This is a genomic window from Pseudoalteromonas sp. Z9A6 (genome assembly GCF_011378805.1).
GTDB lineage: Bacteria > Pseudomonadota > Gammaproteobacteria > Enterobacterales > Alteromonadaceae > Pseudoalteromonas > Pseudoalteromonas distincta.
This window is the reverse complement of sequence record NZ_WTKZ01000019.1, coordinates 58120-70530: the sequence shown is the minus strand read 5'-3', so window position 1 is coordinate 70530 and position 12411 is coordinate 58120. Positions and strand designations below refer to the sequence as shown.

Genomic DNA, 12411 nt, shown 5'->3' with positions numbered 1-12411 from the left:
ACCCTTTGGGCAGCGCCTGTTTGGCATTAATGCTACGTTATCGCCCATTAATGGGGAATAACCACACTATATAGGCTCTGCCTTGCCTAAATACCAAACAGACTGCTGCAAATTTAACCTTGAAAGATCAACAGACCCTTATTGTTTAATTAAATAATTACTGTTAGTTTAGTTTCAAATTTACGAGTAGTACTTTTAGATTGGCAAATGGATTTTATAAGCAAAAATAAATATACACTGTATGGAGTCGCTGCAATATTACTGTGGAGCTGCTTAGTGGCACTACTACGGGATATTTCTGAGTTGTTTAGCCCCATTGGTGGTGCTGCGGCTATGTATTCTGTCAGTGCAATATTTTTAATTTTGGTTATGGGAGCACCCAAGTTTAGTGGTTTTTCAAAACGTTACTTGGTAGTAGGTACTTTATTATTTGTAGCTTACGAAATTTGTTTGGCACTTTCTATTGGTATGGCAAATAGTCGTTATCAGGCGATGGAAATGGCGGTTATTAATTATTTATGGCCCACGCTAACAATATTACTCTCTATTATTATTGGTCGTAAAAAAGTAAGTTACTGGGTTTACCCAAGTATGATTATTGCTTTTTTAGGCGTTGCTTGGTGTATTACGGGCGATCAAGAAATGTCTCTCGATACGCTTGTTACTAACTTTGCAGATAATCCTGCTACTTATCTAATGGCATTAGCTGCTGCGTTTATATGGGCTATTTATTGCGTAGTAACGCAAAAACTGAGTAATGGTAAAAATGCTATTACGCTATTTTTTACTGTTACGGCAATGAGTTTGTGGGCGCAATATGGTTTTAGTAATGAAGCGCCATTAACGTTTTCGCTCAGCTCAAGCATAACGTTGCTATTAGCTGGTGTAGTCGTGGGGAGCGGTTATGCACTGTGGAATCAAGCTATTATTGGCGGTAACTTAATGCTTTTGGGAACGCTTTCGTACTTTACACCGGTGTTTTCTACTATTATTTCGGCGTTGTATTTATCTATTACGCTGAGTGCTTCGTTTTGGCAAGGGGTTGTACTGGTAACAGTGGGCTCGCTAATTTGCTACTTTGTAACGCGAGAAAAGCCTAAACGCACAGTAAACTAATCTACGTTAGTTAATGTTTTTATATTTTAAATCTAAATTTATAACTTTAATGAGGCGTGCAATACGCCTCATTAAGTTTTTCTTTATAATTTTGCAGGTATAACGGCATAGCTTACTGATTTATTTCTAACTTTTTTTGCACAATAATAAAATATTAATGCAAATACTGCAGCGCTAATATCAACAAAACCGCTTTGATAATATTTTAAAAAATCATCAGCTAATAAAGCCTGTATAAGTGTTGAAACCCCCATTCCAGCAGATAAAAGTGTAATACCCATTAAGCCCCAATAGCTAGCGTGGTGAGTTCCTTTAAAAAAGGTATAAGCAACAAAGGCAAAAAATACCAAATAGTAACTATAGAGATAGCTGTAATTTGCGTTACCCATATATTGGTTAGTCCATTTAGCTTGTAATAAAGTGGCAACCACTGCAATCATTGACCCTAAGCAAACACCAATTGTTAAATTTGCCATAAATCGTGTACTTCGTTTGTTGGCATCTTGTTTAAAGCGCTTGTCTAGCCATAATAAGTTACCAGAGTAAAATAAGAATGCGCCAAGTAGTCCCATAACAAAATACCCCCAACGTCCCCATTCACCTCCATAAGTACCAAAGTGAAGTGAAAAGAAACTTCCTACTATATTACCCCAAACACCATCATCTCCTTGCGGATAGCTTGAGTTAAGTACTTCTAATGTATAGGGGTGTAAGAATAAGTAGTCGGTATCAGGTCCGCGAACGACAGCGCTGTTATTACTCATTTTTAATGTTGCTGTCGGACTGTTTGTATTTAAACGACTAAATGAAATATGAATTGGCTCATAACCTGGAGCGTAGTTTTTTGCCGCTAGGAGCTGTTTATTTATGCTTGGTAAGTTTGCAATATGATAATTATGTGCTGCTGGGGCAGGTCGTTGAAAAAAGGATTTATCGCCATAAAATGCTGATAGACCATCATAAATTAGATCATGAAATGCAAATACCACCACAGTAAACGCTATAATTAAATGAAAAGGCAAACTGGCGATTCCAACTAAATTATGACTATCGAGCCAAAAGCGACTGGCACCTTTTTCTTTTCGAATCGCAAAAAAGGTTTTTACAAGCGTGGGTAGTAAAATAATTACGCCAGATACCAATGCTAAAAAGTACAGCGCAGATGCTATACCGAGTATATATACGCCTGATTGGTCGTGCCCAATTTCGCCTGCAAACCCTGCGGTTCGATGTAAGTAATCTATTAAATCTGCAAGTTTATTCTCACTTTGTTGCTGTATTACAAGATTATTTTGTTGGTTTAGATAGAGTACCTGTAATTGATTATCAAGTTTCATTCCGCGTTCTTTACCTTGGCTATACCAAGATAGTGGCGCTTGATTTGTTAATAAATCGAGAGAAAAACCATTACCCATTTGCTCAGGGTACTTAGCTATTGCTTGATCAACTAATGTTTGGTGATTGTTAGTTTGTGGTTTAGTCACTGGTGCACTGGCGGGGTTTGCCCACTGTGCTAATTCGTGTTTAAACATGGTTAAACTACCAGCATAAAAACCTATAAAAAGTACTAAACCTGCAATTATTCCTGTCCATGTATGCACGCCTTGGTAGGTACGCAAAATATCGGCTCTTACTCTCATAGCCAATTCCTTAAAATTATAAATAAACTATATAGCGTTATATTTAAGCCCCCAAGTGTCAGCCAAGCATTTTTTGCTGAACTAAACAGGTAGGTGAAGCTAAAAATAGTTAACCATAAAATGGGTATCATCCACATATTAAATTGCACTTTGTCGGGCGCATCTATGCCTCCCGCTCCGTACCATGCAAAAAAAGCAACGAGAATAAACGCTAGCGCTAGCCCTAAAAAACAACCAGCCAAACTTTTACCAAGCCAAGTTGGTTTTATTTTTTGCCTTTGTGCAGATGACATTATTTTACTTCCTTGTGTTTAATCAGGCTTACGAGCGGAATTATTATTAAAGCGAGCATTATCATTAAAATGATAAAAAATACGGCTGCCGCATTAGAAAAAGCATATAAGGCTAATGGTATTGCAATAACAAAAAGGATAAATGCGAGCTTGCGCCAACTTTTATTAATGGGTTTGCTTAGTAGCCGTTGGTGGCGGTTACTAAGATAAAACAGGGATGTAGCAGTAAATAAAATAAGAGAAAGGGTAAGTTGCAACATAAATTAAAATACTTGTTAATGATATTGCTATTCTAAATGATAATTAAACTCAATTGCAACAAGTGTATGTTTGTGCTATTTTTCCGAAAAATAAAACAACTATCCATAAAAGGAAATAACTGTGGTAGCTTCATTTAAGCTTAATAAACTTTCACTACTGATTACAAGCTCTTTGTTATTGGCTCAAAGCAATGCATTTGCTGATGAAACAAGTCGAGAATCAATAGATACAATTATTGTAACAGGCGAAAAAATCGAAAGGTCACTCAAAGATACGATTACATCGGTTGCAGTGGTAGATAAGTCACTATTAGAAAATGGACAACTAGGTTCGGTTTCAGAAGCTTTGGCAGAAATGGCAAATGTAGTGGTACTTACTGGAGCCGTGCCAGATATGCGCGGTGTGTCGGGTAATGGTGGTGCAACAGGTTTTAACTCATTTAGTGGAGGCTCTAAAGCAAGAGTATCAACGCTTGTTGATGGTGTAAGTCAGCCATTTGTAGCTGATTTAACCGGTGATACAGGTTTGTGGGATATAGATCAAATAGCGGTATACCGTGGACCGCAGTCAACTAGCAATGGTCGTAATAGCATTGGTGGTGCAGTTTATATGACAACCAAAGCACCAACACAAGATTTTGAAGGTGCTGTACGCGTTGGGTATAGAAATCAAGATAGTTACCTTGATACAGCCGCTGTTGTTTCGGGGGCTTTGATTGAAGATGTACTAGCATTTCGTTTGTCTACTCAATATGTATATGGTGAAACCTTTAGCAACCCAACGATACATGAAACCAATCCAACAGATAAAAACTTAAATCAGCTTAATACCAGTAGTACGCGTGCAAAATTACTGTATACCCCAACAACAGATTTAGCTGTACAGCTAACTTACTCTACCTACAGTGAAGAGGGTAATACAGGTCGTAAGTACTTTGAAGGTGATGAACCGTTTGATTATGTGCCTTTATTTCAGCGCGATATGGATACCCAGTCAGACACGACTCAGGTAAATATTGATTATAAAATAAATGATAACTTTTCGTTCGATATACTACTCGCATATATGGATTATGAATGGGGCTTTGAAGCATATGAGGCACTTGCCAGTGCGGAGTCTGATATTTCTATGGATGAAAAAAATATCACAATTGATAGTAAATTAAACTTTGGCTTAAATAGTGATTTTTATTCGGGCTTTGTAGGTATTGCTTATTTTGACCGTGAACAAGACTTTAAAAGCGTTGGTGCAACCAATTATTTTGGTGACGATAGTAGTGACTCTAAAGCAATTTATGGCGAAACAAGCTTTGAGTTAACAAATGAGCTTACGTTAACAGCGGGGCTGCGAGTTGAGTGTGAAGAACAACTTCGTAATTTTGATATGGCTTTTGGTGGCAGCAGATTAGTTGAGCAATTAGATAATTCTAATACGATAAAACTACCTACGGTAGCTGTTCAATATAAAGTAACTGACAACACTACCTTATCGGCAAGTGCTCGCCGTGGTTATAACGCTGGTGGTGGTGCCTTAGATTTTGCTGCACAAGAATATTATTACTACGAGCAAGAATCAGTAAATACCTATGAAGTAGGCTCGCGTAGCGTACTAAATAATGGTGATTTAAATATTAGTGCTAATATTTTTTACAATAACTTTAATGGTTATCAAGCCTTAAGCTCAAGTCGAAAAATCACTAATATTGACGATGCACATAGCTATGGCTTAGAGCTTGAAGCATATAGCATGTTAGATGATCAATGGCAGTTACATGCAGGGCTAGGTTTGTTAAAAACTAAAATAGATGAATCAGCGACTTATTCAGATGCAGTAGGTAACGAATTAAACTCAGCACCAGAGCTAACTGCAAGTTTAGGGTTATCGCATTGGTTTACAGATAGCTTAAAGTTAAATGTGAGCGCTAATTATGTAGACGATTACTATGGAGATTTAACTAATACAGAAGAGCGTGTTGCCGGAGGTTATACAATTACGCGTGCAACAATAAGCTATAACAGCGATCATTGGTTGGTGAGTGCTTTTATTAATAATGCATTAGATGAAGAAGCATTTACGTCAGTTGAACCTGCAAGTGGTCCCTACCCAACAGGTTATGTTGCGGTAGTGAATCCTCAAACGTTAGGTGCTTCAGTAACGTATCGTTTTTAACGTGCATTAATTAAATAATGAGGATGACTATTAAAATTAAGCAGTAAATTTTAATAAACAAAGTAGCCCTATTATTTTAGGGCTTTTTGTTGCGTGCAGATTATTTTGCATTATTTACCTGCGCTAGTAACTCTATAACTTTTTGTTGACCAAATGTTTGTGCAAATTGCTCGGCTGTTTGACCGGCTTTGTTTTGATGCGCGTTGTCGCAATCAAGTGATACGAGTGTTTTAGCTATACTAAATTCACCTCTAAAAATAGCGGCCATTAGCGCTGTGTTGCCACGGTTATCTTCTAGACAGGCATTAGCGCCTAAGTGTAAAAGTGTGTTGACCGTGTTTTTATTACCATGGTAAGTAGCAATCATTAACGCGGTGTAGCCTTTATTGTTGTAGCTGTCGATAGGAATACCAGCATCTACAAATTGCTCTATTACAGCGGTGTCGTTTGTACGTGCTGCGGCAAAGTAATAAGCAAATAAACTCTCGTATTGTGTTTTTGCAGAATGTTGGGTTTCAGATTGCGTACTGGGTGTTTGTGTATCTGATGTATTTTGAGCGTAAACGCTACTGGTAAAGCTTAGCAGTAGAGCGACTATAATTAATAAATTACGCATAACAATTGTCTCTTATAAAAGAGGAAGGGGTTTATTCCTTCCTCATGGTTGTGGTTTAAATAGCTATTTAGTTGGGACTAATTGCTTTTAACTAGTTGCTTATAAGTTAGCGGCTAGTTGTTTAACCATTTTAATATCGCCGTTTACAGCTTTAGTTAAGCGTGTACCGTACTCGCTATCAGCTTTGTAAAAGTGACTAAGCATTTTGTGTTTAACACTGCTGTTTTGCACTTTGCGTAAATCGCCTGCTAGGTTATTAATTAGGTTTGTACGTTCTTGCTTGCTAAAACCACGGTATAAAACACCTGCTTGCGCAAAGTTTTGCTGCTTTTTAATAGCGGCTTGTTGTACAAAACCTTTAAGCTCTGTATTACTTCTACGGGCAATTGGGTTTTCAGCTACGTTTTCTTGGCTTGGTTGATAGTTTACGTTGCTTTGAGTATTACCATAGTTCATTGCGCCGTCTTGGTTGTAGTTAACCACTTCAACTTTTGCACGGTTAATTGGCAACTGTTGATGGTTAGCACCAAGGCGATACATTTGCGTATCTGCGTATGAAAATACACGCCCTTGTAATAACTTATCTTCTGAGGGTTCAATACCCGCAATAATGTTAGACGGTGCCATTGCTACTTGTTCTGTTGACTGAAAAAAGTTAGTTGGCATGCGATTAAGCGTTAATGTACCTGCCTTCACTTCTTTTACACCTAACCACATTTTTGTTGCATCTAATGGGTTGTAATCAAAGTCGTCAAGCTGCGACGGATCAAGCGTTTTAATGTATAGATCCCATTCTGGGAAGTTACCTTTATTTACTTCGCTGTATAAATCACGCGTTAAATGTTGAAAGTCTTGGCCTTGAACTTCAGCGACTTCTTTTGCATTTAAATTCTCAATGCCTTGTTTACTTACCCAATGAAATTTAACGTACTTAACATCGCCCGATTTATTGATCATTTTATAAGAGTGTACACCCCAACCATCCATTTTACGTAAGCTTGCTGGTGTGCCGTAGTCGCTATAAACCCACGTTAACATGTGAGTAGAGCCTGGTTCGTATGAAAAAAAGTCAAAAACACGGTTAGGATCTTGAATGTTATCTACAGGTGATGGCTTTAATGAATGGATCATATCTGGAAATTTAATTGCATCACGAATAAAAAACACCGGTAAGTTAAGGCCCACTAAATCCCAGTTACCTTGATCGGTGTAAAATTTAATCGCAAAGCCACGTGGGTCGCGCAGTGTTTCTGGGCTACCTTTTGAATGAATTACCGATGAAAAACGTACAAAAACGCCAGTTTCTTTACCGGCCTCGGTAAAAGGTGCTGCCATGGTTAAATCATCTAAACTTTTTGATGCCACAAATACACCATGAGCACCCGTACCACGCGCATGTACCACACGCTCAGGAATACGTTCACGTGCAAAGCGTTGTAGTTTTTGAATTAGTTGTACGTCTTCTAATAACACACTGCCGCGTTCGCCAGCAGTAATTGAATTTTGGTTGTCGCCAACAGCTGCGCCGTTATCTTTAGTAAGAGCTGTTGCTGCGCTTGCCGGTAATGCCATTGCAAGTGCCAGTGCAGTTAGTGTTAATTTTGTTTTGTTTATTTGAGTATTCATTGTCGACCTCATCTATTTAAAAGTGCCGGCAGTGGTGCAGGCTGTTAATCTGTTAACGATAGTATTAACTTTATTAACTTCGGTAAAACTGATTAATTAGATTGATGTGATTTGTAAAACAGATGAAATGAATTTGCAGATACACTTTTTACATTAATGTAATTTTTTTACTACGACCTTAGTCACAATATGCTTTTATAAAATTTATTAAATACAAGGGTTTTTAGTTTTATCTGGCGGTATTTTCACCAAGCTGGTGCGTTTTATACTTACAGTGTGTTGACATATTCGCACAATAAAGGGAATATGCTCAGTATATGGGCTTATGCCCATTGTTGGGTTGTGCTAAAAAGTTGCACAATATTAATCGCGCTTAACTCGTTATGCTTAAATTAGCTAAATCAAACAGTTTGAATAAGGTGACAAGATGAATACTAATATTGAGCTAGTGATATTTGATTGTGATGGCGTTGTTATTGATAGCGAAATTTTAAGCGCACACGTACTCATTAATATGCTTGTTGAAAAAGGCGTTGAGATTGACCGCGCTTATGTACAGCAACACTTTTTAGGCTGCAACTTTAAAACAGTAAGCCAAAAAATAGCGGATGCATTTAATGTCACTCTTCCTGAAAGCTTTGAAGGTGACTACCGCGAGGCACTATTAAACGAATTTGAAACCGGACTAACCACGACTGATGATATAGAAGACGTACTTAACAATTTAGCTGTGCCTATTTGTATAGCTACTAGCAGCAGCCCAGCACGCACCGCAAAAGCGTTGAGCGTAGTGAGTTTAAGTAAGTACTTTAGCGATACGGTTTTTACCAGCAGCGAAGTTAAGCGTGGTAAACCAGCGCCTGATTTATTTTTACATGCAGCTAAGCGAATGGGTGTAAAGCCAGAGCATTGCTTAGTAATTGAAGACAGTAAAGCAGGCGTAAATGCAGGAATTGACGCCAATATGCAAGTACTGCATTACAGCGGTGGGCAACATATGCAAGGCTCTGTTAATCATGTACACAGTGCTTACCCAAATGTTGATCATTTAACGCATTGGCAAGATTTTTTTAGTGCATACCCTGCACTTAAAAAGCAGTAAACACGCAGCTTTTTAAATAAACAAAGTTTTTAACGTGATTTGTTCGCCTTACACACTGACAGGCAAGCAAACGCAAAATATAAATGTAGATGGTTTTGCTTTACTAAAAATAAAACAAAACATGGCAAAACATCATGCGTTTATAAGCCAAATTATAAAAGGCAAAGTATTTAGGTACTATACCAATCTGCTTGAATATGGGGGTTTATTTAACTCGTTAAATTATTCAAATAGTTATGCAGATTGGTATCAAATGCTTTGCTGTTAACAATAGGAAATACCATGGCAACGAGTCCACACACACAAACATTTAAAGATGTAAACGAAGAGCAACTTCCTGTTGCTAATAATAAGCTTCACGGCTGGAAGCATTTTGCAGGGCTATACGCCGGCGAACATGTTGCGGCTACTGAATTTGTTATTGGTGCAACGTTTGTTGCATTAGGCGCTTCAACCATCGATATTCTACTTGGTTTATTAATAGGTAACCTGTTAGCAATGTGTTCTTGGTGGCTGATTACTGCACCCATTGCAGTAGAAACCCGCTTAAGTTTATATAACTACTTAAACAAAATCGCTGGTAACTCAATGACCAAGCTCTATAACTGGGCTAACGTGGTTATTTTTAGTATTATATCGGCCGCTATGATCACGGTATCCTCCACCGCCGTGCGGTTTTTGTTTGATATACCTGCGCAACTTGATTGGTATCCAAATAGCTTTTGGTTTGTAGCCATTGTTTTAGCTGTTGGCTCTATTGTTGTATTTGTTGCGATGTATGGCTTTTCTACGGTTGCTGACTTTTCAAAGCTGTGTGCGCCGTGGCTATTTGTTATATTTATTGCAGGCTCGTTCGCGTTATTTCCTGAGCTTTCAAATCACGTATTAGGTTCTACCTCTTTAACTAGCTTTAGCGACTTTATGACCATAGGCGACTCCTCCATATGGACGGGCACCAATGCCGATGGTGAAAAGGGCATTGGCCTATTAGAAGTGATTGGCTTTGCATGGGCTGCTAACTCAATAACTCACTTTGGTTTAATCGACATGGCTATTTTTAGATTTGCTAAACGCAAAAGCTATGGTTTGTTTTCTGGTGTGGGCATGTTTTTTGGTCATTACTTAGCGTGGATCTCTGCCGGTATTATGGGCGCAGGTGTTGCGGTATTACTTAAAACAACTATTTCATCACTTGATCCGGGCGATGTTGCATACCATGCATTAGGTTGGACTGGTTTTGTTATTGTAATTATTGCCGGTTGGACTACAGCTAACGCAAACCTTTACCGTGCAGGCCTTGCAGCACAATCTATATTTGTTAATCAATCACGTGAACGCACAACCGCTATTGTAGGTGTTGTAACCGTAATTATTGCATGTTTCCCGTTTGTATTTTCTCAAATGCTTCCGCTACTTACTTACGCAGGCTTATTAGTTGTACCAGTAGGCGGCATTGTGTTTGCTGAGCATGTGTTATTTCCTAAAATTGGCCTAACACGTTACTGGGCTAAATATAAAAATATTACCCGCAGCGTACCGGCTATAGCATCTTGGGCGTTAGCACTTGTGTTTGGCTTTGGCTTAAACGCAATTGATGTAATGTCGTTTTACTACTTGTTTATTCCTACATGGATTTTCACCATTGTTGTTTACACGCTTTTAGCTAAAAAATACGGCGCTGGTGACGATTACACACAAGAAATTGCAGCAGAAAAGCAAGAGCAACGTGATATTAAAGAATATCAAGCAGCTGAGGCTAAAGACATTCCAAAGCCTGTAATTGACAGCTCTGTATTTACAAAAGTACTTAACGCGGTTTCTACGGTTTCACTGGTTATTATTTTTATATTTGCCAGCCAAGTGATGTTTTTCAGTGAAACTATGAGTATGTACAGCGCTAATAAATCGCAATTCGAAATAGCCTGTTTTATTTGTACTGTTATTTATTTTGTTACTGCGTACTGGTCATTAAAGCGCCATAAAGTACTCAATACAGCATCGTAATTACTTATCGTAATACAGTATCGTAATTTATATTTTATTTTTGTTTAGTAAGGTCGCACCATGACGCAACATCAACACACTGACGCTCTAGTTACAGGGCTAAACCAACAGAGCTTGGCTCAATTACCAAGCCATGTTGATACACCAACCTACGACCGTAGCGCAGTTAAAGCCGGTATTGTACATATTGGTGTGGGCGGTTTTCATCGTGCTCACCAAGCAGTGTATGTTAACGAGCTTTTAAAAACTCCGGGCTCTGAGCAATGGGGTATATGTGGTGTTGGCCTTTTAGAGGGTAACCGTGGTCTGCGTGATATTTTAAAGCAGCAAGATTACCTTTATACGCTTACTGTTAGACACCCAGACGGTAAAATAGATAACAAAGTAATTGGCTCAATGATCGACTTTTTGTTTGCTCCAGAGGACAAACAAGCGGTAATTAATAAGTTAGCGCACAGCGATACTAAAATTGTGTCGCTTACTATTACCGAAGGCGGCTACAACTTTAACCCTGCAACGGGCGAGTTTGACACCAGTAATCCAGATATTATTAACGACATTAATAACCCGAACGACCCAATTACAGCGTTTGGTTACATTACTGCTGCGTTAAAACTGCGTAAAGAGCAAGGCCTAGGCGCGTTTACAGTGCAGTCGTGCGATAACATTCAGCACAACGGTAACGTAACACGCAAAATGCTTTTAGCCTTTGCTACAGAGCAAGACAAAGACCTAAGTGAGTGGATTGAGCAAAACGTATCGTTTCCAAATGCGATGGTTGACCGTATTACTCCGGTATCTAAAAAGAGTGATATTGATTACGTGGTTGATGCATATGGTGTTAGCGACGAGTGGCCAATTACCTGTGAGTCGTTTACACAATGGGTAATAGAGGACACATTTAGTGACTCTCGTCCAAATTGGGATGTTGTTGGTGCTCAGTTTGTTACTGATGTAACGCCTTATGAAACCATGAAAATACGTTTACTTAATGCAGGGCATTCTGTACTTGGTTTATTAGGTTCAATCCATGGCTACGGCACTATTGACGAAACGGTATCGGATGAATTATTTGCCACATACCTACGTGCTTTTATGGATAAAGAAGTAACGCCAAATCTTGAACCACTTGAAGGCATTGACCTTGAAAGTTACAAAGATACGTTAATAGAGCGTTTTGCTAATCCTAATATTAAAGACAGCCTAGCGCGTATCTGTAGTGAAAGCTCAGCTAAACTGCCTAAGTTTTTAATTGCCACAATTAACGAAAACCTAGTACAAGGTCGAGATGTTTCACTGGCAACGCTTGTTATTGCTACTTGGTGTTTATACAGCGATAAAGGTTTAAGTGAAAACGGCGAGCAACTTGAAATTCAAGATGCGATGCACAAAGAGCTTAATTCTTACGCGCAAGAGACTCAAACTAGCCCGATTGCATTTTTAAAGTTAACGAGCTTGTTTGGTAAGCTTGAGCATAACGAAACGTTTACTGCTGAGTATAAAAAGTCGGTTGCTGCGTTGTATGCACCTAATAGTAAAATTAAAGCCATTATGCAGGCTGTACTTGATCAAAAGAGTAACTAA

At 38.6% G+C, this 12411-nt stretch carries 8 protein-coding genes; 5 read left to right on the top strand and 3 right to left on the bottom strand.

All coding sequences use genetic code 11. The annotated features are described in order from the left end of the window. Positions 1–207 precede the first annotated feature (207 nt). Positions 208–1116 carry an aromatic amino acid DMT transporter YddG gene (gene yddG / locus GQR53_RS09510; RefSeq protein ID WP_165743786.1) on the top strand — a complete coding sequence of 303 codons (909 nt, stop codon included), beginning with the start codon at positions 208–210 and terminating at the stop codon, positions 1114–1116. 83 nt (positions 1117–1199) lie between these two features. Here the strand turns inward: yddG and GQR53_RS09505 are convergent, their stop codons facing one another. Next, on the bottom strand, positions 1200–2756 hold the full coding sequence (locus tag GQR53_RS09505; protein ID WP_010553596.1) for a PepSY-associated TM helix domain-containing protein: 1557 nt from the start codon (positions 2754–2756) through the stop codon (positions 1200–1202). A 674-nt stretch (positions 2757–3430) separates the two neighbouring features. Here GQR53_RS09505 and GQR53_RS09500 point away from each other — a divergent pair. Beyond that, positions 3431–5479 carry a TonB-dependent receptor gene (locus GQR53_RS09500; RefSeq protein WP_165743785.1) on the top strand — a complete coding sequence of 683 codons (2049 nt, stop codon included), beginning with the start codon at positions 3431–3433 and terminating at the stop codon, positions 5477–5479. Positions 5480–5579: 100 nt separating this feature from the next. On the opposite strand, the gene GQR53_RS09495 is transcribed toward GQR53_RS09500, so the two are convergent. Beyond that, the gene (locus tag GQR53_RS09495; protein ID WP_010553600.1) at positions 5580–6095 is read right to left on the bottom strand and encodes an ankyrin repeat domain-containing protein; all 516 of its coding nucleotides are present in this window, start codon (positions 6093–6095) and stop codon (positions 5580–5582) included. A 99-nt stretch (positions 6096–6194) separates the two neighbouring features. Beyond that, positions 6195–7721, bottom strand: a complete 1527-nt coding sequence (locus tag GQR53_RS09490) for a catalase (RefSeq protein WP_165743784.1) — start codon at positions 7719–7721, stop codon at positions 6195–6197. A 427-nt stretch (positions 7722–8148) separates the two neighbouring features. Between GQR53_RS09490 and GQR53_RS09485 the strand changes: the two genes are divergently transcribed. From GQR53_RS09485 to GQR53_RS09475, 3 genes are all read left to right on the top strand, one after another. Continuing rightward, positions 8149–8823: an HAD family hydrolase gene (locus GQR53_RS09485; RefSeq protein ID WP_165743783.1), complete on the top strand. Its 675-nt coding sequence runs from the start codon at positions 8149–8151 to the stop codon at positions 8821–8823. A gap of 282 nt (positions 8824–9105) precedes the next feature. After that, positions 9106–10827: a hypothetical protein gene (locus GQR53_RS09480; protein WP_165743782.1), complete on the top strand. Its 1722-nt coding sequence runs from the start codon at positions 9106–9108 to the stop codon at positions 10825–10827. A gap of 60 nt (positions 10828–10887) precedes the next feature. Then, a complete protein-coding gene (locus GQR53_RS09475; RefSeq protein WP_165743781.1) occupies positions 10888–12411 on the top strand; it encodes a mannitol dehydrogenase family protein in 1524 nt (507 codons plus the stop codon).